Origin of the sequence: Herbaspirillum sp. AP02 (assembly GCF_015767275.1) — a bacterium.
Taxonomy (GTDB): Bacteria; Pseudomonadota; Gammaproteobacteria; order Burkholderiales; family Burkholderiaceae_D; genus Herbaspirillum.
On sequence record NZ_JADWMY010000001.1, the window covers coordinates 1,156,061 to 1,179,816 of the forward strand.

The 23,756-nt window shown below is 64.1% G+C and carries 22 protein-coding genes and 1 pseudogene; 3 read left to right on the forward strand and 20 right to left on the reverse strand.

Annotation, left to right across the window (positions count from 1 at the left end; genetic code table 11):
* Positions 1 to 17: 17 nt before the first annotated feature.
* Positions 18 to 914, forward strand: a complete 897-nt coding sequence (locus tag I5R65_RS05295) for a LysR substrate-binding domain-containing protein (protein ID WP_006462500.1) — start codon at positions 18 to 20, stop codon at positions 912 to 914.
* A gap of 881 nt (positions 915 to 1,795) precedes the next feature.
* Here the strand turns inward: I5R65_RS05295 and gcvH are convergent.
* From gcvH to I5R65_RS05350, 11 genes are all read right to left on the reverse strand, one after another.
* Entirely contained in the window at positions 1,796 to 2,173 is a 378-nt protein-coding gene (gcvH, locus tag I5R65_RS05300) for a glycine cleavage system protein GcvH (RefSeq protein ID WP_180667293.1), read from the reverse strand.
* Between the two features lie 28 nt (positions 2,174 to 2,201).
* Entirely contained in the window at positions 2,202 to 2,804 is a 603-nt protein-coding gene (locus I5R65_RS05305; RefSeq protein WP_180667291.1) for a peroxidase-related enzyme, read from the reverse strand.
* A gap of 11 nt (positions 2,805 to 2,815) precedes the next feature.
* Positions 2,816 to 3,337: a CMD domain protein gene (locus I5R65_RS05310; protein WP_180667289.1), complete on the reverse strand. Its 522-nt coding sequence runs from the start codon at positions 3,335 to 3,337 to the stop codon at positions 2,816 to 2,818.
* On the reverse strand, positions 3,334 to 4,665 hold the full coding sequence (locus I5R65_RS05315; protein ID WP_180667287.1) for an acyl-CoA thioester hydrolase/BAAT C-terminal domain-containing protein: 1,332 nt from the start codon (positions 4,663 to 4,665) through the stop codon (positions 3,334 to 3,336). Before I5R65_RS05315 ends, I5R65_RS05310 begins: the two co-directional genes overlap by 4 nt.
* 4 nt (positions 4,666 to 4,669) lie before the next feature.
* The gene (locus tag I5R65_RS05320) at positions 4,670 to 6,256 is read right to left on the reverse strand and encodes an ABC transporter substrate-binding protein (RefSeq protein WP_180667285.1); all 1,587 of its coding nucleotides are present in this window, start codon (positions 6,254 to 6,256) and stop codon (positions 4,670 to 4,672) included.
* A gap of 86 nt (positions 6,257 to 6,342) precedes the next feature.
* A complete protein-coding gene (locus tag I5R65_RS05325) occupies positions 6,343 to 7,350 on the reverse strand; it encodes an ABC transporter ATP-binding protein (protein ID WP_180667681.1) in 1,008 nt (335 codons plus the stop codon).
* Complete coding sequence (locus I5R65_RS05330; protein WP_180667283.1) at positions 7,343 to 8,335, reverse strand: ABC transporter ATP-binding protein; 993 nt, start codon at positions 8,333 to 8,335, stop codon at positions 7,343 to 7,345. The genes I5R65_RS05325 and I5R65_RS05330 overlap by 8 nt, the downstream gene beginning before the upstream one ends.
* Positions 8,332 to 9,276, reverse strand: a complete 945-nt coding sequence (locus I5R65_RS05335; RefSeq protein ID WP_370460929.1) for an ABC transporter permease — start codon at positions 9,274 to 9,276, stop codon at positions 8,332 to 8,334. The genes I5R65_RS05330 and I5R65_RS05335 overlap by 4 nt, the downstream gene beginning before the upstream one ends.
* Before the next feature lie 17 nt (positions 9,277 to 9,293).
* Entirely contained in the window at positions 9,294 to 10,268 is a 975-nt protein-coding gene (locus I5R65_RS05340; RefSeq protein ID WP_180667279.1) for an ABC transporter permease, read from the reverse strand.
* The gene (locus I5R65_RS05345) at positions 10,265 to 11,746 is read right to left on the reverse strand and encodes an NAD(P)-binding domain-containing protein (protein WP_180667277.1); all 1,482 of its coding nucleotides are present in this window, start codon (positions 11,744 to 11,746) and stop codon (positions 10,265 to 10,267) included. Before I5R65_RS05345 ends, I5R65_RS05340 begins: the two co-directional genes overlap by 4 nt.
* A 137-nt stretch (positions 11,747 to 11,883) precedes the next feature.
* Entirely contained in the window at positions 11,884 to 12,822 is a 939-nt protein-coding gene (locus I5R65_RS05350) for a LysR family transcriptional regulator (RefSeq protein ID WP_180667275.1), read from the reverse strand.
* Positions 12,823 to 13,153: 331 nt separating this feature from the next.
* Between I5R65_RS05350 and I5R65_RS05355 the strand changes: the two genes are divergently transcribed.
* Entirely contained in the window at positions 13,154 to 14,353 is a 1,200-nt protein-coding gene (locus I5R65_RS05355) for an aminotransferase class V-fold PLP-dependent enzyme (RefSeq protein WP_180667273.1), read from the forward strand.
* An 86-nt stretch (positions 14,354 to 14,439) separates the two neighbouring features.
* Here I5R65_RS05355 and I5R65_RS05360 read toward each other — a convergent pair whose 3' ends face one another.
* The 9 genes and pseudogenes from I5R65_RS05360 to I5R65_RS05400 all read right to left on the reverse strand — a co-directional run bounded on the left by I5R65_RS05360 (position 14,440) and on the right by I5R65_RS05400 (position 22,510).
* Positions 14,440 to 15,078, reverse strand: a complete 639-nt coding sequence (locus tag I5R65_RS05360) for an SCO family protein (RefSeq protein WP_180667271.1) — start codon at positions 15,076 to 15,078, stop codon at positions 14,440 to 14,442.
* Positions 15,075 to 15,883, reverse strand: a pseudogene (locus tag I5R65_RS05365) (formylglycine-generating enzyme family protein). Before I5R65_RS05365 ends, I5R65_RS05360 begins: the two are co-directional and overlap by 4 nt.
* Before the next feature lie 20 nt (positions 15,884 to 15,903).
* The gene (nirK, locus tag I5R65_RS05370) at positions 15,904 to 17,424 is read right to left on the reverse strand and encodes a copper-containing nitrite reductase (protein ID WP_196872155.1); all 1,521 of its coding nucleotides are present in this window, start codon (positions 17,422 to 17,424) and stop codon (positions 15,904 to 15,906) included.
* A 68-nt stretch (positions 17,425 to 17,492) separates the two neighbouring features.
* Complete coding sequence (locus tag I5R65_RS05375; protein WP_180667267.1) at positions 17,493 to 18,647, reverse strand: hypothetical protein; 1,155 nt, start codon at positions 18,645 to 18,647, stop codon at positions 17,493 to 17,495.
* 1 nt (position 18,648) lies between these two features.
* Positions 18,649 to 18,996 carry a metal-sulfur cluster assembly factor gene (locus tag I5R65_RS05380; RefSeq protein WP_180667265.1) on the reverse strand — a complete coding sequence of 116 codons (348 nt, stop codon included), beginning with the start codon at positions 18,994 to 18,996 and terminating at the stop codon, positions 18,649 to 18,651.
* Between the two features lie 34 nt (positions 18,997 to 19,030).
* A complete protein-coding gene (locus tag I5R65_RS05385) occupies positions 19,031 to 19,480 on the reverse strand; it encodes an Rrf2 family transcriptional regulator (protein ID WP_180667263.1) in 450 nt (149 codons plus the stop codon).
* A gap of 22 nt (positions 19,481 to 19,502) precedes the next feature.
* Positions 19,503 to 21,803, reverse strand: coding sequence for a nitric-oxide reductase large subunit (locus I5R65_RS05390; RefSeq protein ID WP_180667261.1), 2,301 nt, complete (start codon positions 21,801 to 21,803; stop codon positions 19,503 to 19,505).
* A 113-nt stretch (positions 21,804 to 21,916) separates the two neighbouring features.
* Positions 21,917 to 22,222 carry a HigA family addiction module antitoxin gene (locus tag I5R65_RS05395; RefSeq protein ID WP_180667259.1) on the reverse strand — a complete coding sequence of 102 codons (306 nt, stop codon included), beginning with the start codon at positions 22,220 to 22,222 and terminating at the stop codon, positions 21,917 to 21,919.
* A gap of 9 nt (positions 22,223 to 22,231) precedes the next feature.
* Positions 22,232 to 22,510 carry a type II toxin-antitoxin system RelE/ParE family toxin gene (locus I5R65_RS05400; RefSeq protein ID WP_152486647.1) on the reverse strand — a complete coding sequence of 93 codons (279 nt, stop codon included), beginning with the start codon at positions 22,508 to 22,510 and terminating at the stop codon, positions 22,232 to 22,234.
* 397 nt (positions 22,511 to 22,907) lie between these two features.
* Here I5R65_RS05400 and I5R65_RS05405 point away from each other — a divergent pair, with 397 nt between their 5' ends.
* Positions 22,908 to 23,705 (forward strand): transporter substrate-binding domain-containing protein, encoded by a 798-nt coding sequence (locus tag I5R65_RS05405; protein ID WP_180667257.1) that lies wholly within the window; start codon positions 22,908 to 22,910, stop codon positions 23,703 to 23,705.
* Positions 23,706 to 23,756: the final 51 nt, after the last annotated feature.

A 23,756-nucleotide genomic window follows, 5' to 3' on the forward strand; every position in this document is an offset into this window, starting at 1 on the left:
GTGATAAAATCTGACGCATGGCCGACCTTTCCCTTCCGCTCAACGCCATCCGGGCCTTCCTGGCGGCGGCCCGCCATCAGAGTTTCACGCTGGCCGCGCACGAGCTCAATGTCACCCATGGCGCCATCAGTCGCCAGATCAAGAATCTCGAAGACTACCTGGGCATGCCGCTCTTCGAGCGCCGCGTGCGCCAGGTATTGCTGACCGAGCGTGGCCGCCAGTTCTTCGAGGAAGCCAGCCCGGCGCTGGACATCCTGGCCACGGCGGCGCGCCGCGTGATGCGCGACGCCCCTACCCGCACGGTGGTGATCAATGTGCGGCCGTCCTTTGCGGTGCGCTGGCTGATTCCGCATCTTTCCGATTTCGTGGAGCGTTATCCGGGCATTGCGCCGCAGGTGGTGACCAGCACGGCGGCGGTGGGCCGGGCCGGGTCTTCCTTCGATATCGCGGTGCGGCGGGGTGAGACCAATTGGCCGGAGAGTTTGAAGGTTCAGCGTTTCATGGAGGACGAGCTGGTGCTGGTGGCTTCGCCTGCTTTGTTGAAGTCAATGCCGCTGGAGGGTGTGGCGGGCATCGGGCGGCATACGCTGTTGCTGTCGCGCAGTCGGCGCAATGACTGGGAGGACTGGCGCAGGCTGGCGGGCTTGAAGCGGTCGCGGGGGCAGGCGATGCTGTATTTCGATCACGTGCATTTTGTATTGCAGGCGGTGGTGGATGGGCTGGGGCTGGCGTTGTCGCCAGTGTCGCTGGCGGACAATGATCTGCGTTCGGGGCGGCTGGTGTGTCCGCTGCCTGATTTGCGGATGGCCTTGGCGCCTTATTACCTGGGGATTTCTCCGCAGGCGGGGGCGGAGGCTTTGCTGTTTGCGAAGTGGTTGGGGGAGTATCGGGGGATGGCTGGTTTTTATGGCTGAGCTTTTTTGCCGGCTCTGTCTTTTAACTTCTGGGTAGTCTGCGAACTTCTGGGTAGTCTGCACGGAATTTCTTCCTCCGCCCTGGCTTAATTTCTATCTTTCTCCGGGCGGAACGGAGCGCCGGGGGCGGCCCGGCAGCCGCTCACTTTTCTTGCTTCGCCAAGAAAAGTAAGCAAAAGAAGGCGACCGCTACTGCCCCGCCCTCCTTCGGAGGGTCCCCACGTTGGTCACCACGAGAACGGGAAAAATAGAGTCGCTTCGCTCCCACTATTTTCCTGATCCGTTCTCGTGGTGACCAACGCGGCGGGCCAGAAGCGGACAGCCGATCCGGCTCGCCTTCGGCCTCGCGGAGGGCTCGCCTCCGGCTTCGGAATGCCACGGATTTAATGATCTTGGTAGGTGCATTAATCAAAACTTAATGCTGGCGGAGTATCCCGATACGGCCCTACTCAGTCGAACAGATGTGAAAATCAAGAGAGAAAAAGCACCCGCAGCGCCCCAACGGCAGCGGCAAGTGCAGCCTCCCCCTACGAAGCCGAAGGCGAGCCCTCCGCGAGGCCGAAGGCGAGCCGGTCACGCTTTCCCCCTTGGGAGCCAGCCGCCGGAGTGAAGCCGCAAGTGGATCAGAAAAATAGTGGGAGCGAAGCGACTCTATTTTTCCCACTTGCGGCTTCACTCCGGCGGGAACCCTCCGCAGGAGGGCTGGCTCTTGGGGGCCGTTTTCTTTGCTTACTTTCTTTGGCGGGCCAAAGAAAGTGAGCGGCTGCCGGGCCGCCCCCGGCGCTCCCCTGCGACCGGAGAAAGATAGGAATTAAGCCAGGGCGGAGGAAGAAATTCCGTGCAGACTACCCAAGCCCCAGCAACAAACAACAAACAACAAATCAGGAAACCAGCTTCAAATACCCCTGAGCATCCAAAAACCCCTCAGAAGAAAACGCCACAGCCGGCTGCAGCTTGAAGATCCACTGTTCATAGGGCACATCATTGACAGCATCAGGCGTCTCGACAAGGGCCTCATTGACCGCCAGCACGACCCCATCAACAGGCGCATGCAAATCCGAAGCCGTCTTGTTGGACTCAACAATCCCCGACTCCTCCCCCCGCACCAAAGAACGCCCAACAGCCGGCATCTCAACATAGACCAGCGGCCCCAACTGCTCCTGCCCAAAATCGGTAATACCGATGGTCAGCGAACCGTCCTCCTCCACCCGCACCCACTCATGGGTCTGGGCATAGACAAGATGATCGGGAATCAGCATCACAGCCTCCTAAAAATAAAGATGAACCTCAGGCCTCAGCCTGGGACCCGTCCGCAAACACCGGCTCACCCAGATTGAGCATCAAGCGATTGGCCCAGGCAAAGATCGCCACCGAATGGATCAGGTCCAGCACCTCCAGCTCGGACAGACCCACGTCATACAGCGCCTTGATCTGCGCCGCACCGACCTCGCCCGACGCCTCCGTCAACTCCGCAGAAAACTTCGCCACCGCCTGCTCACGCGCATCCACGCCCGCGCCATAAGGCGAATCGAACACCTGCTTCACCGTGTCATTGCGCTTGGCCAACTGCTCGAAACGCTGCGCATGCACCGACGCGCAATACACGCAGCCATTGATGCGCGAGACCACCAGCGAACCCAGCTCACGCTCCGCCCGCGACAAGCCCCCCGGCGCATACATGATGGCGTTGAAGGCCGCCGAACGCTGGCGCAGGATGTCCGGCTGGTGCGCCAGGAACAGGTAATAGTCCGAGGTCTTCGCCTTGGGATGGCTCTCCTCCAGCACCTTCACCTGGTCTTCGCTGGCCTGGTCCAGCTGGATCACATCCAGCCACGCATCCCACTCCAGGGTTTCATTGGTAAAGCCGTTGGCCTTGATGATGTCGCTCATGTCGATTCTCCTTACTGAGCCGCCGCAGCACGCATGGCCTTCAGGCCCGCGACCACGCGCAATTGATAGGACACGAAGGCGATCAGCTGTGACAGCGCCACCACCGCAGGGGTGCTGATGCCGGCCGCCGGCAGCTTCTCGATGGCGGCCTTGTCACCGTCGACCGGGCGCTGCGTCAGCGCACGGGTGAATTCCAGCATGGCGCGCAGCCGCCCCTGGGGCAACTGTTCAGGCTCGCCACCGTCGGCCACGGCCAGTTGCGCGGCCGCGGCCGACACCGCCTGCGCACGCGCACGATAATGCCCGGCCAGGTCGGTAGCACCGGCCAGCCGGCACGCGTACAGCGCCACCAGCAGGCGCTCGTCCAGGCCGATACCTTCCAGCGCCGGATCGAACAATGTGTCGTAGCTGCCCTGCGAAGCCACCGCCACCTTCTCGCGCTGGTGGCGCAGACTGTGCAGCGGGCTGCCGGCGGCGAGGCCGGACAGTTGGTCGATGACATCCTTGCTGATGTCGTAGGCGGGGGTACTCATGAGGTCTCCTTGTTGGATGAATGCCTGGTCAGCGCGTCGCGCAGGAAGTGCTGCGCCTGCTGCCAGGAGTCGAGATCGGCGCGGGCGTTCGCAGCCGGCTCGCCACCACCGGTGCTGATGCGGCCCGATACCGGGTGGGCATAGGTGGTCTGCGTGGTCGGCACGAACGGGAACAGGATGGAATGGCCGGCATTGGCGTAATTGCGCCATACCACCGGCCAGGGGTGCGCCACCTCGGCCAGCTTGTCGCGCACCATGCTGCAATAGAGGCTGGAGGGCCAGGAACCATCGTCGGTGGCCGACAGCAACAGCACCGGGCCGGCGATCTTTTCCACCGGGATGCGGGCACGGGCCACCGCCTCCTCGTCCTGCAAGGCGGTCAGCATCGCCAGTTCATGGCGATGCGGTGCCGGGCCTTCGTCGAAGGGCGCCCAGCTGGCGCTGCGGTTGTCCTGCCACTGGTGTGGCAGCGGCTCGCCATGCAGCAGCCAGGTCGGGCCTTCGCGGCCCACGGCCGGGTCGGCCGCGTTCTGACCGCTGTGCACCAGCGCGCTGGGCACATAGGCCAGCACGGCCGATACCTTCTGCGGAAAGGTCGCGCCCAGCAACAGCACCAGTTCGCCACCTCGCGACTGGCCGCTGATGGCCACGAAGTCGTGCAGCGGCTGTACCTCGGCACGCAGCCAGTCCAGGCCACGTTCGAAATATTCCAGCGGCGTGTTGGAGATGTAGTTGGACAGCCCTGGCGCCTTGAAGTAAGCCAACGCGAAGGCAGCATAACCGCGCGAGGCATACAGCGCCGCGCGCGGTTCGTTGATGCCGCCGCCGGAACCGTTGACGATCATCACCGCAGGGTGCGGCCCCGGCGTAGCCGGCAGGAAGAGCGTGCCGACCAGCCCCTGCTCACGCACCTCGCGCCGGGTCACGCCCTCGGCCGCCAGGCGCTGCACCAGTTCCGTGCTGGCCGGGGTGCAGCGGGCCAGGCCCGGCTGGTCCAGCGACGACACGGTCAGCGTCGTCACCAGCGGCGCCATCACATCGGAATGGAAGTTGTCGCGGCGCCCGGCCTGCACCGGTTGCTGCGACCACAGCGGGCCCATCGGATCGATGCCGTAGTAGTCGCCATCGATGGCCGGGTTCATGCTCACATCCACGTTGCCATACGCATCGGCGATGTAGCAGGCGCTGCTCTGCCACTGGGCGCCATTGCGCAGGGTCGCCGATGAAATCCGCACCGGCTCGCCCGGATGCGCGCCACGCACGATGATGCGGCGTGGCACGTCGATCAGGTCGTCGGCCGGGCTGACCTCGATGGAGAAGTTGGGCATGGGCTTACTTCTTGTCCTGGGTGACCATCATGGCGGTGGTGCGATCGCTGCTGATGGGAGTGACCTTCAGGCCCTTCTTGGCGGCCCAGATGTTCTGGTAGTGATACAGCGGGATCACGCCCACTTCTTCCGACACCGTCTTGGCGGCGCCACGCAGGATGGCTTCACGCTTGGCGGGATCGAATTCCGCGGTGGAGTCGGCCAGGGCCTTGTCCACGGCCGGGCTGCTGTAGTGGTTCCAGTTGGAGGCGCCGATGCCCTTCTTGGGATCGACCGAGCCCAGCACGTTGACCAGGGCATAGCTGGCTTCGCCGGTGCCGTTACCCCAGGCCAGGACCGAGACCGCGAACTCGTTCTTGTTGGCACGCGAGGAATACGACGCCCATGGCAGCACCTCGACCTGGGTCTTGATGCCGATGCGGGTCCAGAACTGGGCCACGGCCTGCATGGTTTCCGGCGCTTGCGGATAACGGTCGTTGGGGACGTGGATGGTCAGCTTGAAACCGTCCGGGAAACCGGCCTCGGCCAGCAGCTTCTTGGCCTGGGTGGCGTCGAAGGGGATGTTCTTGATCTCGGGGTTATAGCCGAAGGTGTCGGCCGGCATCCACTGGTTGGCCTCGGTGGCCGCGCCCTGCAGGATACGGTCGATCACGGCCTTGCGGTTGATGGCCAGCGACATGGCGCGACGCACGCGCACGTCCAAAAGCGGGTTCTTGTCCAGCTGCTTGCCGTTGTTGTCGGTGATGAAGGGGCTGGGGCCTTCATGGAAGCTCGGCTGGATCAGCAGTACGCGCAGGCCGTTGTAGGGATAGACCGTGACGTTGGGCGACTGCTTCAGCTTGGCCAGGTCGGACACCGAGACCTTGTCGATCACGTCGACATCTCCGGAGAGCAGCGCCGCCGTGCGGGCCGCACCGTTGTTGATGTAGCGGTAGTTGACCTTGTCCCAGAGGGCCTTGCCGTTCCAGTAGTCGTCGTTGCGCTGCATGACCACGCGGTCGCCCGGGGTGTAGGCGACGAACTTGTAGGGGCCGGTACCCACCATGGCCGCGCCGCTGTTGTAGTTCTCGGTGGTGGACTTCTCGCCCACGTGCTTGCTGACGATGTGCACCGACGCCAGGTTCAGCGGCAGGTCGGGGTTGGGGATATTGGTCTTGATGACCAGGGTCAGCGGATCCTTGGCGGTGACCGATTCGACCGTGCGCAGGTAGCCGGCGAAGGTCGCCACGCTGCCCGGCACGACGCGGGCGCGCTGGTAGGAGAAGATCACATCGTCAGCGGTGAAGGGCTTGCCGTCCTGCCACTTGACGTTGGGGCGCAGCTTGAATTCCCAGGTCTTGGGGTCGATGTTCTTCCAGCTCACGGCCAGGCCGGGGACCAGCTTGTTGTAGTCGTTCTGGACCAGCAGGTCCCAGAAATGCAGGTCCACCGAGCGGTCGCCGGCGTGGTTGTTCAGCTGCGGGTCCAGCGACGACAGCGGGTCGGCAAAGGCGATGTTGAGGTTCTGCGCACGCGCTGCATCGGCAGCGGTGGCCAGGGCCACGCCGGTCAGGGCAATGGCCAGCAGGCGGGTCAGGAGGGTCTTCTTCATGGTCGGGTTCCTCTGTGTGGTCATGGTGGAGGCACTACGGGATTTCCAAGTTCTTGACTGCTCGGTTCTAGTTTCTTGCATCTGCTTCAGCGGCCATCGTTGAGATGGCAGGCACTGCTATGCCCCGGCGCGATCTCGCGCAGGAGCGGTTGTTCTTCACGGCAGCGCGCCATCGCATGCGGGCAGCGCGGATTGAAATGGCAGCCCGTGGGTGGATTGAGCGGGCTGGGAATCTCACCCTTGATGGCGGTGAACTCCTTCTTGCGCGCCGCCATGCGCGGCACCTCGGCCAGCAGGGCTTGCGTGTAGGGATGGTTGGGCTGGCCGAAGAGCTCGCCCACCGGCGCACTCTCCACCACCCGGCCCAGGTACATGATGACCACGCGGTCGGAGACATGCTCCACCACGCCCAGGTCATGGCTGATGAAGAGATAGGTCAGGCCCAGTTCTTCGCGCAGGTCCATGAACAGGTTCAGGATCTGCGCCTGGATCGACACATCCAGCGCCGCCACGGCCTCATCGCACACCAGCATCTGCGGCTGCACCGCCAGGGCACGGGCGATGCCGATGCGCTGGCGCTGGCCGCCGGAAAACTGGTGCGGGTAGCGGTCACGCAGCGCCGGATCGAGACCGGCGCGCAGCAACTGGCGGCAGACGTACTCATCCAGGTCGCCCTCGACCTTGCCATTGACCTGCGCGGCCTCGCCCACGATCTGGTCGATGCGCAGGCGCGGGTTCAGGCTGGCATAGGGGTTCTGGAAGATCATCTGCACCTGCAGGCGGGCTTCGGCCTCTTCCTTGCTGGTCAGCGTGGAACGCTGGCGACCGTTGACCAGCACCTGTCCATTCGAAGGATCAAGCAGGCCACAGGCCACGCGACCCAGGGTGGACTTGCCGCAACCGGACTCGCCGACCAGCCCCACCACTTCGCCGGGTAGCACCTTCAGATCGACCTGGTCGAGGGCGTGGGTGACGGCCGGCGGACGGCTCCAGCCACGTGCCTGCAACTGGCGCTCCAGCCAGCCCTGGCGGCGCTCACCGAAGCGACGGCTGACGGCGCGGGTTTCGATCAGGGGAATGACGGCCTTATCCATGTTGCGCATTGCCCTCTGGGCTGGTGGTGGGGTGGTAGCAGCGTACGCGGTGGCCCGGCAGCGGTTCGCTGACTCCGGGGGCTTCCAGGCAGTGCTGGCTAACGCGCTCGCAGCGCGCCGCAAAGGCGCAGGTCGGGGGCAGGTGCAGCAGATTGGGCGTCATTCCGGGAATCTGGCGCAAGCGTGCACCGCGCCGGTTGTTGCTGGGCAGGCTGCCGATCAGGCCCTGGGTATAGGGATGCAGCGGCGCATCCAGCACCACCTCCACGCTGCCCTGCTCGACGATGCGTCCGGCATACATCACCGCCACTTCATCGGCCAGACCGGCCACTACCGACAGGTCGTGGGTGATCCAGATCAGCGCCGTGCCATGCTGGCGCGCCAGTTTCTGCACTTCCGACAGGATCTGCGCCTGGATGGTCACATCCAGCGCGGTAGTCGGCTCGTCGGCAATGATCAGGTCGGGCTTGTGCAGCATGGCGATGGCAATGGCCACGCGCTGGCGCATGCCGCCCGACAACTGGTGCGGATAGGCCTGCAGACGCTCCTCGGGGCTGGCGATACCCATCATGCCCAGGGTGTCGCGGGCCAGTTCACGGGCCTGCTGGCGGCTCACCTTGCTGTGCGCGAGCACGGCATCGACCATCTGCGCCTCGACCTTGAGCACCGGGTTCAAGGTCATCATCGGATCCTGGAAGATCATGGCAATACGATTGCCCTGCAGCTCGCGCAGGGAAGTCTTGTCCATGCGCACCAGGTCGCGTCCCTGGAACAGGATTTCGCCACCGACGATGCGGCCCGGGGCATCGACCATGCCGAGGATGGAAAAACCGGTCACGCTCTTGCCCGAGCCCGATTCGCCCACCAGCCCCAGGATGCGGCCGCGGGCGACCGACAGGGAGACGTCATCGACCGCAGGCAGCACACCATCGGGCGTGAAGAAATGGGTGCGCAGATTGCGCACTTCCAGCGTGAGCGCGCTCATTTCTGCCACCTTGGATTGAGGATGTCGCGCAGGCGGTCGCCCACCAGGTTGATGGCGACGATCACAACCAACAGCGTGATGCCGGGATAGAAGCTGATCCAGTATTCGCCCGAGAGCATGTATTGGTAACCGTTGGAGATGAGCAGGCCCAGCGAGGGCTCGGTAATGGGAACACCCAGGCCGAGGAAGGACAGCGTGGCTTCCAGCGTGATGGCACGGGCCACCTGCAGGGTGCCGATGACGATCAGCGGCGGCAGGCAGTTGGGCAGGATGTGGCGCACCATGATGCGCCAGGACGACAGGTTCAGTCCGCGTGCGGCCTCGACGTATTCCTTGCGTCGTTCCACCAGCGCCTGGCCCCGGGCGGTGCGGGCATAGTAGGCCCATTCCAGCACCACCAGCGTGGCCATGACGTTGAAGATGCCCTTGCCGACATAGGCCAGGATCAGCATGGCCACGAGAATCGACGGAAAGGACAGCACCAGATCGGCAAAACGCATCAGCACCGTGTCCACCTTGCCCCCGGCGTAGGCAGCCAGCAGGCCGACGAGCGTGCCGATCACGCCGGCGATCAGCGCCGAGCCCACACCGATGCCCACGCTGATGCGCAGGCCGTAGAGGATGGCCGAGACCAGGTCGCGGCCCTGGCCGTCGGTGCCCAGCCAGTAGGTATAGGTGCCCAGGCCGTTGATGGTGCCGGGATGCAGGCGGGCATCGAGCACGTCCAGCTGCATCAGGTCATAGGGGTTCTGCGGCGTGATCCAGGGCGCGGCAATGGCGCCAACGATCAGGAGCAGCACGATCACCAGCCCCAGCACTGCCGAGCGCGAGGCCACGAAGTGGCGCAGCACGCGGCGCCAGGGCGACTCGCGGCGCGGCGCCTGGAAGGCCGACAGCTCGGCCACGCGGGCGCGCACCTGCTCCTGGGTCATTGGGCTCATTTCGGTCTGCGGCACGCTCATGCCTTGGCCTCCACCCGCACGCGCGGGTCCAGTATCTTGTAGAGCACGTCGACCACCAGGTTGATGGTGACGAACATGCAGACGATCACCATCAGGTAGGCCACGATCACGGGCCGGTCCAGGGCATTGATGCTATCGAGGATCAGCTTGCCGGCACCGGGCCAGGCGAAGATGCTCTCGGTCACCACCGCAAAGGCGATGGTGGAACCGAACTCCAGGCCGACCACGGTCACCAGCGGGATCAGGGTATTGCGCAGCACATACATCAGCACCACTCGCGCCGGCGAGAGGCCCTTGGCACGGGCGAACTTGACGAAGTCCATCGGCAGCACCTCGCGCACGTTGGCGCGGGTCAGGCGGATCACCAGCGAAATCTTGAACAGCGACAGGTTGATGGCCGGCAGGATCATGTGACGCCAGCCATCCGCCGTCAGCCACGACCACTGCACCCCGAACAGCTCGGCAGTCTGGCCGCGCCCGCCGGAGGGCAGCCAGCCCAGCGTGACCGAGAAGGCCATGATGAGCATCAGGCCGATCCAGAAGGTGGGCAGTGAAAAGCCCAGGATGCTGGTGGTCATGACCACCCGCGAGAGCGGGTGATCAGGCTTCATCCCCGCCAGCAGACCCAGCGGCACGCCCACCAGCAAGGCCAGGAACAGGGCCGCGAAGGCCAGTTCCAGCGTGGCCGGCAGGCGCTGGAAGATCAGGATGATGGCCGGGGTGTTGTAGACGAAGCTGTTACCCAGGTTGCCATGCAGGGCGCCATTGAGGAAAGACAGGTACTGGCGCCAGACCGGCTGGTCCAGCCCCAGCTCCTGGATGATGCGCAGGCGGTCCACCTGGTCGACGTCCTGGCCGATCAGGATATCGACCGGATTGCCGATCATGTGCAGGCCGAAGAAGACGATCACCGTCATCAACAGCACCACCATCAGCGCCTGCAGCACACTCTTTGCAATCGCTGCGCTCATGCGGGCAGCTCCCAGGGCGATTCGGTCCACTCGTCGCCTTCCAGTTCCGGCTCTTCATAGGACTGGATATTGCGGTAGTGGTACTCGACGTCTTCGCTGTACATCAGCGCGGCGATGCCCTGCGCCAGGCGATAGGCACCGTCGCTGATGGCGGGAATGTCACCGGATACCGTGCCTTGGCTGGCCGCGGCCGGGTAGCAGAAGCAGTGGATGCGCTCCAGCCCCGGCAGGCTGCCCGGGGTCTTCTGCTGGAACTCGAACACCGGACCCAGGTAGGGAGAATCGGCCAGTTCCCGGTCTTCCTCACCGGCGGGCGGCGTGTAACGATCACTCCAGTTGAGGATATGCGGCGCGATGTCCTTGAATTCGGGTCGGATGCTCCAGTCGATCTTGAAGCCGGTCGAAAAGAACAGGAAATCCAGTTCCAGCGGGCCACGGTTGGTCTGCAGCAGCAGCGAACCGTCGTTGTTGACGTCCACCTTCTCGATGGCAGTGCCCAGCAGGAAGCGCGCATTGGCAAAGCGCGAGACGCGGCGCGTGCTGCCCGAAGGCGGCGGCACCTGCTGCACGTTGACGTAATGGCGGATGCGCCATTTCCATGCATCCGGCAGGTGCAGGTGACCATTGACCAAGCCCGGATTGCCGGAACCTTTACCCTTGTTGATGCGCGGCAGTTGCCGGCGACGGATCAGCAGGTCGACGCGGGCTGCCCCCTCTTCCAGGGCGGTGGCGGCACTGTCCATGGCCGAGGAGCCGCCGCCGACCACGCCCACGCGCTTGCCCTTGAGGCTGGCGTAGTCGAATACGTCGGAGGAATGTGCCCAGCGGTCGCGCGGCAGTTGTTCCACCAGCGGCGGCAGGTAGGCGCCACCCAGGCCATCGCGCCCGGTGGCCAATACCACGCGGCGCGCCAGCACGGTGGACTCCCCCGCAGGCGACTGCAGCTTCAATGCGACGATGCCATCGGCGCGCGGCTGCACGGCCAGCACGCGGTGCTCGTTGCGGATATCCAGTTGCATCACGCGGCGGAACCAGCGCAGGTAATCCATCCACTGCAGGCGCGGAATCTTGTCCAGCGCGTCCCACGCCGCCAGCCCGAACTGCGCCTCGAACCAGGCGCGGAAGGTCAGCGCGGGAAAGCCCAGGGCCGGGCCGGTCAGGGTCTTGGGCGAACGCAGGGTTTCCATGCGCGCCGTGGTGGCCCAGGGGCCTTCGAAGTCACGCGGCGACTGGTCATAGATGACATTGGGAATGCCCAGGTGTGACAGCGCCACCGAGGCCGCCATGCCAGCCTGGCCACCGCCGATGATGGCCACGTCGATCACGGCCTGGCCATCGCGCTGCAGAGTCGGGGTCCACGACTTGCCGGGCAGCGCCAGCCATTCCAGGTCCTGGCGCAGACGCGCCTCCAGGGCAGCCAGCCCGCTCGGGCCGGGCGCGCCGGCGGTCAGGGTCGATGTCGGTTCGGTATCTTGCATATCGCCTCGTCAAAAGCATGAAAAGACCCCGCCTGCACACTGGCGGGCGATCGTCTCGTTTCGGGTTTTATGATGCAACGCCCTTCCCGGTTGACGCTGCTGCTGGCTTGCTACGGCACTGCGTACTGCGAAATCATTTACAACAGTTCGTCATGCAGGCTGGCATCGCGCTTGACGAAGCCCTGCAGGGTATGACGGGCGGCCTGTTCCACCGCGTCGATCAGACGTTGCGTGACCCCCTCGACCGGCTTGCCATAGGGCGTGACCACGCCGAAATAGAAAGGGATATCCACCGCCAGCCGCTTGACCACCATCCCCTCGATGGGCATGCCATAGGCCGTGGACGGCTCCACCAGCGCCACCCCCAGCCCGGCGCGGGCGGCCATGATGGCGTTGAAGGAGGTATTGGTATCGATGGCCACGTCCAGCTGGCTGTCTTCGCCCAGGGCGCTCTCCACGCGCTGGCGCAGGCGGTAGCGATTGGACATCGTGATGACGCGCTGCCCGCGCAGGGCAGCGCGGGTCAGCTTGTCGCGCCCGGCCAGCGGATGGTCGGCGCGCACCACCGCCACGCAGGGGGCCTCGCCGATCCAGTGCAGCTCCAGTCCACGATGGGCCACCGGCAGCGAGGTCAGGCCCAGGCTCACGGTGCGGTGCAGGACGGCGTGCACCACCTGCTCGGCCGAGGCGCTGCGCAGATGGATGTGTTCGGGAAAGGCCCGCTCCTTGTCGCCGGCCAGCAACTGCAGGGCGGCCGGCGCAATGGTCGAGGCCAGCGCGGGGGTCGCTACCAGGTGCAGCGGATGGACTTCTTCGCGGGCGATTTCCTGGGCACGTTCGCGGATGCTGCGCAGGCCCACCAGCGAGCGCTCCACTTCTTCATAGAGCAGGAAGGCCTTGGCGGTGGGTGTCACCCGCGGGCCATTGCGGTCGAACAGGGCGTAGCCCAGTTCGGCCTCCAGATCACCGACGGCCTTGCTGACAGCCGGCTGCGAACGACCCAGGCTGCGACCGGCACCGGTCACACTACCCAGGGTCATTACCGCCGCAAATGCCTCCAGCTGGTTCAGGTCCATCGAAATCGCTTTCCTTGATCAAAGTGCTTGCATATGATTTTCGAATTATAGGTTTGCCTGTATTCTATTTCAGTATAATAATTTTGTATAAGCAAATGTATGCCAGCACTGGTTGACCGGGAATGCGAGGGAATCCTCGCCGCCGCTGGCTCCATTGCGCTCGCTGCAGTGGCATTGCCACCAGGAAAAAACCGTGAAGCGTATAGACAAATACCTTCAAAGTCCTTTTCCCGGCACGGCCAGGCGCGTTAATTTATGGATACGATGTGCCGGCCGCACGGCTGGATCAACCCCGAGCTTCGATTATTCCGACTAGTCCGACTACACCCACATGAACTCCCCTGCTCCCTGTCGCCCGCCGGCCGATCTGCGATTCCCCATCTATCTCGACTACGGCGCGACCACGCCGGTCGATCCACAGGTGGCACGGGTGATGTGCGATTTCCTCACCGACAAGTTCGGCAATGCCGCCAGCAGCTCCCATCCCTTCGGCTGGGAGGCGCGACGCGCCGTGGATCATGCGCGGGCGCAGGTGGCCGATCTGGTGGGCGCGCGAGCCGAGGAGATCGTCTGGACCTCCGGTGCCACCGAATCCAACAACCTGGCCCTGAAGGGATGCGCCCACGCCCTGCGCGCCCGTGGACGCGGCAAGCACCTGATCACCGTGGCCACCGAGCACAAGGCCGTGCTCGATACCATGCATACGCTGGAAAAGGCCGGCTTCGACGTTACCTATCTGCAGCCCGGCGCCGATGGCCTGGTCACCCCCGGGCAGTTCCGCGCCGCCCTGCGTGACGATACGCTGCTGGCCTCGGTCATGTACGTCAACAACGAGATCGGCGTGATCCAGCCCATTGCCGAACTGGGCGAGATCTGCGCCGAACATGGCGTGATATTCCATGTCGATGCGGTACAGGCGGCCGGCAAGATCGATATCGACCTGACGCGACTGAAGGTGGACCTGATGTCCTTCTCCGCGCACAAGGTGTATGGCCCCAAGGGCATAGGCGCGCTCTACGTGCGCACCAATCCGGACCTGAAGCTGGAAGCCCAGATCGATGGTGGTGGCCATGAAAACGGCATGCGTTCCGGCACCCTCGCCACGCACCAGATCGTCGGCATGGGCGAAGCCTTCGCCCTGGCGGGCCAGTTGCAGGCGGAAGAAGGGGGGCGCATCCGCGCCCTGCGCGACCGCCTGTGGGCCGGGCTGGCCGACCTGCCTGGGGTAGAGCTCAACGGCAGCGCCCAACAGCGCGTGCCGCACAATCTGAACGTGAGCTTCCCGCCCACGCGCTATGGCACGCTGGGCAGCCAGTTGCTGGGCATCGCGGTATCGGCCGGCTCGGCCTGCAACTCGGCCGCCTCGGCACCTTCCTTCGTGCTGCTGGCCATCGGCCGTTCACCGGAAGTGGCGCGCAATGCCGTACGCTTCTCGCTGGGACGCGGCACCACCGAAGCGGAGATCGATTACGTGGTCGCCGCCGTGCGGCAAGTACTGGCCTGCGAACGGGCGGCACCGCTGCCGGCCTGACACAGCCTTGCCCTGTGCTCCGACCTTGCATGGTGCCGGAGCCTGATCACCTCCGTCTTTCACGAATCGCCCAAGGACTACTGCGACTACTGCGCGCTCAGCTTCACCCTCCTCAGGAATTCCGGATCGACGCCGCTGAGCTGCGCGGTGCGGGCGGCCACGCTTCCCTCCGCATCCAGCAGGATGAGGTCGGTGCTGTGGTTGAAATCGCCATTGGGCAAGGCCCGGTACTGCAGCCCCAACACGGCGGCGAGCTTGCGCGTGGTAGCGGCGTCGCTGCGGGCCAGGGTCCAGTGGGGCGCCTCGATCTCACGCTGGCTGGCGGTGCGCTTGAGCACAGCCACCGTGTCACGCACGGGATCGATGGTGATCAGCAACACGCTCAGCCTGGCGCGCTCCTGCGCCGTGAGCCTGGCCTCCGTATTGCGCAGCGCCTCCACCAGCAATGGGCAAACGAATTCGCACGAGGTATAGAACATGCCGACCAGCATCGGCTGGCCGCGCCTTTGCGCCAGGTTGAATGACTTGCCATCCTGATCGGTAAGGCGGGCATCGAGCTGGTAGACCGAATCAGCGGGCAAGGCCGCCGCGACGGTTCCCTGCGGGCTTGAAGACGCTGACGCGGGACCGGCCTGCGGCGCAGCAGCCATCGCCGTGATGCCAGTGAGCGCGGCAACGACGAGGGTCATGGTCGCCAGCGTTGCTGGCAACGTGGGTATTTTCATGGATTCTCCTTGGATGGAATCGGGCGCACGCAGCGAAAGCCCAGACTACTGGTGCTGTCGGCGGCGCCCAGGGATGACAGCAGCGCGATGCGCATCAGCACGGCGTAGTTGTCGCGCTGCTGCAGGTTGATGGCACCGGCACCGCAGAACTGGAGCTTGTCCGGGTCGTCGGCCGAGCGGCTGTCCGGGCTGACCAGCAGCGCGTTGAAGTCGTCCACCCATTCCCAGATCAGGCCATGCATGTCACGCACGCCGTAGACGTTGGCCGCACCACCGACGTCGGCAGGTCCGCTGCGACCGGTCGTGCGTACCAGTTGAGGATGCGGGCGCGCCACGCCGGGTCGTCACGGGCATCGTGGCGACTGGCATCGGCGGCGGCCACGTATTCCCATTCCTGCCAGGTCGGCAGGCGCGCGCCCTCGGCTTCGCAATAGGCCTGCGCCGCGAACCAGCTGACGTTGACGACCGGCCGGGCGCTGGTGGCACCCACCGTCGGGTGCTCAGGCGTGGCCCAGTCCTTCAGGTAGCCGCCGTCGACAAACGTCCGGACCGCCTGCCCGCGTCGCCACAGCGGGTGGGTGATCACGAAAGCACGAAATTCGTCCTGGGTCACTGGCATGACGCGCATGTCAAACGCGTCCACCGGTGCCGCACTGCGATCGGCGTCCCCCGCCAGGACACTGACCAGGACGCCGACCGGCACCCGCACGTAGGTGGCATCCTGCGCCCGGGCTTGCAGGGATAGGCTGCACGCCGCGGCAAGCAGGCAGGCCGCTGCGATGAAGTGGCACACCGGCTGCCCCATCGGGTCGATCACCGGGTGGCTCAATGGTCAGCCTTGGCCGCGCTACCGGGCTTGCTGGCGCGCAGCTTCCTGACCTCCTCGGTGGAAACGCGCCCACCGGGATTACCCCATTCATTGGCCACGTAGGTCAGGATGTTGGCGATCTCGTCGTCATTGAGCTGGTTCATCGGCGGCATGACCGAATCGTAGGCAGTGCCATTGACCACGACCTTGCCGCTGAGCCCGTGCAGCACGGCCTTGATGGCGCGGTCATAGCTACCGGTGAGGTAGTCGGACTTGGCCAGCGGCGGAAACACGCCCGGCAGGCCTGCGCCATTGCTCTGGTGGCACACCGAACAGGTGCCGGCGAACAAGGCCTTGCCGGCCTGCACCTGGTCTTGCAGCGTCAGCTTGCCGCTGGCGGCGTTGGCGGTGGCCGTGGTCACGGCGGTCAGATTGGGCTGGGCGCGGTCGCCCAGGTAGACCGAGTCCAGTTCCTTGCCGGAATAGATGGCCTTGTTCTCGGCGCCATTGACCTTGAGGATGGCCAAGGCGCCCTTGTTGAAGGCCCGGAAGATGGAATGATCGACCAGCACGTAGCTACCCGGCACCTTGGTACGGAACTCGACGATGGCGGCGCCGCCGGCCGGGATCAGCGTGGTCTGCACATTCTTCTGCGCCAGTGAGCCACCTTCGAATTGCACCTTGTCGAAGATGGCACCGATCACGTGGAAGCTGGATACCAGGTTGGGACCACCGTTGCCCACGAACAGGCGCACGGTTTCATTGACCTTGGCGGTGATGGCCTTGTCGCCGGTGAGCGCACCTTCGGCACCGTTGAAGAGCACGTAGGTCGGGCGCTCATCGATGGCCTTTTCCATGTCAAACGGCTGCGCCCCCTTCTCGCGATATTTGCCGGTGGTGTAGAAGTCGCCCTGCATGACGTAGTACTCGCGGTCAACCTTGCTCAAGCCCTGCGGGGGTTCGACCAGGATCAGACCGTACATGCCATTGGCCACGTGCATGCCCACCGGAGCGGTGGCGCAGTGATAGACGTAGAGGCCTTCGTTGAGCGCCTTGAAGCTGAACTGCGACGCGTGACCCGGTGCGGTAAAGCTGGAGGCGGCGCCGCCACCGGGACCAGTCACGCCGTGCAGGTCGATGTTGTGCGGCATCTTGCTGTCGGGATGGTTCTTGAGATGGAACTCCACCGTATCGCCCTGGCGTACGCGGATGAAGCTGCCGGGCACGGTGCCGCCGAAGGTCCAGAAGGTATAGGAGACGCCCTCGGAAATCTGCATTTCCTTCTCCACCACTTCCAGATCGACGATCACCTTGGCCGGGTAATGGCGGTTGGTAGGCGGCGGCACTTCCGGCGGGCTGGTCAGCACGGCCCGGATGGGTGCGCCCTGCGGTGGCCCGAAGTCGCCGGGCTTGCCAGTCTTGCCGACCTGGACCGGCTTGGCCGAAACCGCGGTTGCTGACGTCGCGGTCGTAGCCGGCAGCGTGACTGCGAGGCCCAGTACGAACAATGCGGGGATGAGTGTTTGCCTGATCTTCAATCTCACGACGTTCTCCTTGATGAGGCGTCGGGGGTCGGCGCCTATAAACATTCATGCGGAATGAATCTTCATAGTAAGAACGCGCAGCCGAGATTGAATTGAGGCACGTCAAACGGCATCTGTCCCGGTATCGACACCAGCATCGTCAGTGCAAACGAGGTGATGGCAATCGCATTGAGCGAAGCGCCCAACGCACGCAGGTCGGCGTGCCACCATCCACCTGCGCAACGCAACAGCAAGGAGGCATGCATGAGCAGCAACGGCCCGTAGAACCAAGGGCCATACAGCACCTTCACGCGGGCGACTGCCGGCAGGATGACCGGCGCATGCGCCATGACCATGCTCCAGATGAAACCGAGCCCGAGCGCATGCAGCGCGAGATCGCGCAGTGCCAGGCCACCTGCGGGATGAGCTTCCCATGCCAGCCCGAGGCCGACCCAGCCGAAGCCGGAGACCGCCAGCCACCCGTAACCGCTCAGCAGGCACACCGCCATGTAACGACTCAAGCCGCCCGCGCGTATAGTCCGGCGGGCGACATCGAAGGCAGCGAGCCAGCCTGCCAGGACAAGCAAGGCCATGCCGAAGAGCAGCCATCCCTGGCGCAGGTCGGCCAGTGCCGCGACCAGAGCCGTCAGCAGGCACAACACGGTCGAGAGCAATAAAGGACGCGATACCGGATGTCGGGGCAGGAGACGTGACATTTCCAGACGTTCAGCCGTGATGGTCAACACCACGAAGGCGAACCACCAGAGCAGCGCAACGTTGGCATCGCGCTGCCAGGCAAACACCATATTGCCCCCTAGCCAGGCCAGCGAAGCCATGGACATCAGCACCGTATGCGCCATCGGCTGACGCGCCAGCAGCAGCCCGCTGACCGCCACGAAACACAGCGACGACGCCACGCCAAACCCAGGCGCCCACAGGAACGCCAGTTGATCATCGGCACCCAGAAGCAGCACGCCATGCGCCACGCTGCACAGCGGCGCGAGATACGCCCACCGAAGGCGCACAGCCACTGCCCGCTCGATGGCGATGACGCTGCCCAGGAAGACCGACAGCATCAAGGTGGCGTGCTGGCCGGCAGCCCGGCCGATCAGTGGGTCGACGTAAGGCAATGGCGGCAGCGCGCCGGCCCGTAACAAGCCGCCAAGCCCCGCGCATGCCAGCAAGAAGAGCAGAACGATCGCAACACCAAGGCGCGCCGTCTTCACCTGCGACGGCATCTCACCACCCCATGAAATAGCGCGCCTTGGCGCTCATGCGGGTGGGCGCCCAGGGCGGCTCCCAGACCAGTCGGATATCCAGCCCATGACCGGCGGGGAGTACCTTGTGCAACTCGGCGCGAGCGTCATCGAGCACGACCTCCGACAAGGGACAGGCCGGACTGGTCATCGTCAACTCGACATGCGCCACGCCGTCGACCACGCGCACGCTGTAGATCAGTCCGACATCGACGATGGACAGCGACAGCTCGGGGTCCACCACGCGCGTCAAGGCCTGCTGTATCGGCCCTTGCAGTTCGCGCGGGCCGTCGTAAGGGAATGCAACGAAATCGTCTGTGATGGTGGCCATGGCAAGCGAAAAAGGTGACGCCGGACGCGGCCACTCAGGCCGCGCGCACCGGCGGGAGTTGGAGTAGTTGGGCCAGTACGGTGCGGTTGCGCGTGATGTCGGCCAGAGTGTATTCATCCAGCACGGCATAAAAGGCCCGGGCCGCCTTCTGGAGCGCCGCCTTGAGCCGGCAGGCGTCGACGATCACGCATTGATCCGGGTGCGGACCGAAGCACTCTGCCGGAATGGCCGGCCCTTCGGTGGCGCGCACGACCTGGCCGATGACGATCCTGGCCGGCGGCACCGCCAGGCTCATCCCCCCGCCCTTGCCCCTGATGGTAGCCAGCCAGCCCTGCTGCGCGAGGAAATGCACGACCTTGGTCAAATGACTTTCGGAGATGTCGAAGCTGGTGGCGATCTCGGCGATGGTGGCGCGCCGCTCTGGCTGCGCGGCCAGGTACATCAGTACGCGCAGGCTGTAGTCGGTGAACTGGGTCAGTTTCATGGGCAATGCTCCAGATGAGGTCTCAAGCTTGTTTCACAGGGGCCGCCACGGCATCCCTGGCACCACGATGGCCGGGCCGACGCAGCAGGCCGATGGCGTAGCAGGCCAGCATCAGCCCGCCTGCGGCAAAGACGATATCACCCGGCACGCGCAACCAGACCAGCGTTTCCATGACCCTGGAATGCAGCACCTCGGGCGAGCGTGCAAACCACATGCCCCGGTCGATGCTGGCCCAGGCCTGGTAGATGCCGGCCGGCAGCAAGGACAGGAAGACCATCATCGCCAGGCCGATGTTCAGGCACAGATAGGCGGGCTTGAGCCAGCCATCGGCGTGCCGCTCCCGTGCATACAGGCCGCGCAGGCAGAACAGCATGAGGCCGATGCCCAGCATGCCATAGACACCGAACAGGGCCGCGTGACCATGTGCCGGAGTCATGTTCAGGCCTTGTACGTAGTACAGCGAGGCCGGCGGATTGATGGCGAAACCGAGCACGCCCGCGCCTACGGTGTTCCAGAAGCCGACCGCCACGAAACACAGGATGGGCCACTTGTAGGCGCGCATCCAGGCGGCCCCCTGGGCGCGCCGATAGGTCTGCACCGCCTCAAGACCAATCATGGCCAGCGGCACGACTTCAAGTGCGGAAAACACCGCGCCCACGGCGATCACCGAGGTCGGCGTACCGGTGAAGTACAGGTGATGCAGGGTCCCCAGGATGCCGCCGAACAGGAAGACGATGGTCTCGGCAACGATGGCGCGGTTGGCGCTGGCAGTCTGCACCAGGCCCAGGCGGGTGAAGATCAGGGCGACCACGGCGGTGGCGAAGACCTCGAAGAAGCCCTCCACCCACAGGTGGACCAGCCACCAGCGCCAGTATTCGATCATCGAGTAATGGGTATGCTGCCCCCACATCAGGGAACTGGCGTAGAAGCCGCCGATGCAGGTGGCCGAGAGGAACACCATGGCGATCAGGCCGCGGCTTTCAGAAGGCGTCTTCAATGCCGGCCACAGCGCGCGTCCCAGCAGCAGAAGCCAGAACAGCAGACCTGCGAACAACAGGATCTGCCAGAGGCGGCCCATGCTGGTGTATTCAAGGCCCTGGTTGCCGATCCAGAAGCTGAAATCGGCACCGGCGTGCTGCAGGCTGCCGATCCAGCCGGTAGCGGTCGAGCCGACCACGATGGCGATCAGCGCCCAGAACAGCACATCCACGCCGAGTTTCTGGAAACGCGGCTCCCGCCCCGACAGCAGTGGCGCGATGTACAGGCCCGTGGCCAGCCACGCCGTGGCGATCCAGAAGATGCCCACCTGTGTGTGGACCGTGCGACTGACGACATAAGGCAGCAGTTGCGCCAGCGGGATGCCGAAGAAGCCCTCTCCTTCCACCGCATAGTGGGCCGTGATGGCGCCCATGCCGATCTGCAGCAGGAGCAGGCCGATGACGGCAAAGAAGTATTTGCGCGTGGCCTTCATGGACGGCGTGGCGACGACATCGAGGAAGGGATCGACCTTGGGCAACACGCTCTGCTCTGCGTGCTTCTGGCCGCCATGGAACCACACCATGGCGGCAATCCCGGCAATGAGCAGTACGATGCTGGCCATGGACCACATGGCGGCGGACACGCTCATCTTGTTGCCCACCAGCGGCTCGTGCGGCCAGTTGCTGGTATAGGAAAGACCGGTTTCACCGGGGCGGTCAGCCGCAGCAGCCCAGGAAGACCAGAAGAAGAACGCGCCCAGCGCCCGGCGATCGGTGGCCTCGGGCAGGCTGCCGGCCACCATGGCGTATTGTTCGCGCAGTGGCTGCAGCGCCGGGTCGTTGCCGAACAGGCCCTCGTAATGCGCGGCCGTGGCACGGATGGCCTGCGCCCGCTGGCGGGAGACGGTCAGTACCTGGGTGGTCGCATCGTAGCCGTTACGGCGCATTGCATCGCGCACTGCTGCATCGAGGGCCGCTGCGGATGAAGTGGACGGGGATGCAGTAGAAGCAGACTGCGCGCCGACCAGTCCTGCACCGCGCTGCTCAAGCAGCAACTCCCGCAGCGCCAGCGCTTCACGATGCAGCCAGTCAGCCGACCAGTCCGGCGCCACGTAGGCGCCATGGCCCCAGACGGTACCGATCTGCTGGCCACCGGCGGACAGCCAGGCCTGTTGCCCGGCCTGGATTTGCTCGCCCGTGTAGAGCGGCTCGCCCTCGGACGACATCACGGCCTTGGGAATGGGTGGCGCCTGCAGATGGATCTGGTAGCCGAGAAAACCCAGTATCCCGAATGACAGGATAAAGATAAGCCCCAGCCAACGCCAGAGCCTGTGGACTGATTTCATGCGCCTCCTCCATAAGGTTCATTTCAGATGAATCTATGGTAGGAGCCGCCCTGCCCGTCAACCTTGCGGCATATCAAACAAATCCGCTCGCAGCGGGCAGCGACGTGTTCGGCTCACGCACCGGACACCATCATGGGACGGATACGGGCCTTGATGATCGGCAGCAGTTCACGTTGGGCAATCCGCACATCGTATTCGGTCTGCAGGTTGAGCCAGAATTTGGGATCCATCCTGAAGTAGATGCCCAGGCGTACCGCCGTATCAACAGTGACAGGCCGCTTGCCACGTACGATTTCACTGATACGCGACACCGGTACGTCGATATCGGCCGCCACGCGCGCCGCCGTCATCCCCATGGGTTTGATGAATTCTTCCAGCAGGATTTCACCTGGATGAATTTCGTCCAGTTTCTTCGTCATCGTGCACTCCTAGTGGTAATCGACGATTTCAACGTCGTGTACGCCTTCAGCGGTCCAACGAAAACAAATTCGCCACTGGCCGCTGATGCGAATGCTGTATTGCCCCTTCCGGTTTCCGCGCAATGATTCAAGATGATTCCCTGGAGGCACCTGTAGCACCGACAATGCAGAAGCAGCGTGAATCATCAGAAGTTTGCGGCGCGCCACGCGTTCAATATTCCTGAAGCGCTTGACCGGCAAGCTATGGAACAGAGATTCAGTATCTGCGCAAGAAAATGAAAGGATCATTTTTAGGATGATTTTATACCGCCAAACAGTTTCCGTTAAACAGAAACTTCGCGAAAGAACAGGCGCCATCCTAGTCGAACAGGCAAGGCAGCTGGCAAAAGCGGGGCATTTTCATCCGGCATTCGGAATTTTTTGGATTTCCGCCCCTTGGCGGTCGCTTATCTGTCGATTATCAATCAACGAGACAAGCCCGAACTTGGTGAACCCCCGCCCCAAGTTCGTCCCTTCCATGCCCCATCAACACCCGCCCAGGAAGGGCATCCTGGCGTATCATCCCCGATCAGCCGCTTCCGGGTCGATTACCGATTCAATTCCGGCCGATTACCTGTCCATAGTGTCTGGCACGCTCATTGCAATTGGGAAAGCTCCAGACGCATCTATTTTTCAAGGGGTTTCCATGAAGTTTGCAAAACCGGCCCTGGCCGTTTCCCTGGCCCTGCTGTCACTGGCCGTCAATACTGCCCACGCCGACGCACTGGCCGATATCCAGAAGTCGGGCACCCTGCGCATCGCCGTGCCGCAGGATTTCGCCCCCTTCGGTTCGGTCAACGCCGACCTGCAATTGCAAGGGCTGGACATCGACGTGGCCAAACTGATCGCGCAGAAGATGGGCGTGAAGGTGCAGCTGGTTCCGGTGGCCAGCGCCAATCGCATCGCCTACCTGCAGACGCACAAGGCCGACCTGGTCATTTCCACTCTGGGCAAGAATGCCGAGCGTGAAAAGGTCATCGATTTCTCGCAGGCCTATGCGCCCTACAACAACAGCGTCTTCGGCGTGGCGGCAGTGAAGGTCAGCGGTGCAGCCGACCTGGCCGGCAAGACCGTGGGCGTGGCGCGTGGCACCTTCCAGGACCTGCAACTGACCGACACCGCGCCCAAGAGTGCCACCATCAAGCGCTACGAAGACAACAACGCCATGATCTCGGCCTATGTCTCGGGCCAGGTGCAACTGGTGGGCACGGGTGACTTCGTGGCCTATGCTCTGGCGGAAAAAGCACCGGACAACAAGCCCGTGCTGAAGTACATCATCAACGAATCCAGCTGCAGCGTGGGCCTCAACAAGGGCGAAGCCGCCTTGCTGGCCAAGGTCAACGAGGTGCTGACCGCCGCCAAGAAGAGCGGCGAGCTCAATGGCATCGTGCAGAAGTGGCTCAATGTGCCGCTGCCGACCAAGATGGCAACGACCTTCCAGTAAGCCACCACGGCAGGCGACGGGATGACCGCAAGGGCGTCCCGTCAGGCCTGC

Coding starts and splice junctions, on each gene's coding strand:
- I5R65_RS05385 (WP_180667263.1), bottom strand. CDS start 19,480: ATGAAACTGACCCAGTTCACCGACTACAGCCTGCGCGTACTGATGTAC.
- I5R65_RS05335 (WP_370460929.1), bottom strand. CDS start 9,276: ATGAGCCCAATGACCCAGGAGCAGGTGCGCGCCCGCGTGGCCGAGCTG.
- I5R65_RS05400 (WP_152486647.1), bottom strand. CDS start 22,510: ATGATCCTTTCATTTTCTTGCGCAGATACTGAATCTCTGTTCCATAGC.
- I5R65_RS05310 (WP_180667289.1), bottom strand. CDS start 3,337: ATGAGTACCCCCGCCTACGACATCAGCAAGGATGTCATCGACCAACTG.
- I5R65_RS05340 (WP_180667279.1), bottom strand. CDS start 10,268: ATGAGCGCAGCGATTGCAAAGAGTGTGCTGCAGGCGCTGATGGTGGTG.
- I5R65_RS05405 (WP_180667257.1), top strand. CDS start 22,908: ATGAAGTTTGCAAAACCGGCCCTGGCCGTTTCCCTGGCCCTGCTGTCA.
- I5R65_RS05350 (WP_180667275.1), bottom strand. CDS start 12,822: ATGGACCTGAACCAGCTGGAGGCATTTGCGGCGGTAATGACCCTGGGT.
- I5R65_RS05325 (WP_180667681.1), bottom strand. CDS start 7,350: ATGGATAAGGCCGTCATTCCCCTGATCGAAACCCGCGCCGTCAGCCGT.
- I5R65_RS05330 (WP_180667283.1), bottom strand. CDS start 8,335: ATGAGCGCGCTCACGCTGGAAGTGCGCAATCTGCGCACCCATTTCTTC.
- I5R65_RS05345 (WP_180667277.1), bottom strand. CDS start 11,746: ATGCAAGATACCGAACCGACATCGACCCTGACCGCCGGCGCGCCCGGC.
- I5R65_RS05360 (WP_180667271.1), bottom strand. CDS start 15,078: ATGAAAATACCCACGTTGCCAGCAACGCTGGCGACCATGACCCTCGTC.
- I5R65_RS05315 (WP_180667287.1), bottom strand. CDS start 4,665: ATGCCCAACTTCTCCATCGAGGTCAGCCCGGCCGACGACCTGATCGAC.
- I5R65_RS05390 (WP_180667261.1), bottom strand. CDS start 21,803: ATGAAATCAGTCCACAGGCTCTGGCGTTGGCTGGGGCTTATCTTTATC.
- gcvH (WP_180667293.1), bottom strand. CDS start 2,173: ATGCTGATTCCCGATCATCTTGTCTATGCCCAGACCCATGAGTGGGTG.
- I5R65_RS05395 (WP_180667259.1), bottom strand. CDS start 22,222: ATGACGAAGAAACTGGACGAAATTCATCCAGGTGAAATCCTGCTGGAA.
- I5R65_RS05375 (WP_180667267.1), bottom strand. CDS start 18,647: ATGCCGTCGCAGGTGAAGACGGCGCGCCTTGGTGTTGCGATCGTTCTG.
- I5R65_RS05295 (WP_006462500.1), top strand. CDS start 18: ATGGCCGACCTTTCCCTTCCGCTCAACGCCATCCGGGCCTTCCTGGCG.
- I5R65_RS05305 (WP_180667291.1), bottom strand. CDS start 2,804: ATGAGCGACATCATCAAGGCCAACGGCTTTACCAATGAAACCCTGGAG.
- I5R65_RS05380 (WP_180667265.1), bottom strand. CDS start 18,996: ATGGCCACCATCACAGACGATTTCGTTGCATTCCCTTACGACGGCCCG.
- I5R65_RS05320 (WP_180667285.1), bottom strand. CDS start 6,256: ATGAAGAAGACCCTCCTGACCCGCCTGCTGGCCATTGCCCTGACCGGC.
- I5R65_RS05355 (WP_180667273.1), top strand. CDS start 13,154: ATGAACTCCCCTGCTCCCTGTCGCCCGCCGGCCGATCTGCGATTCCCC.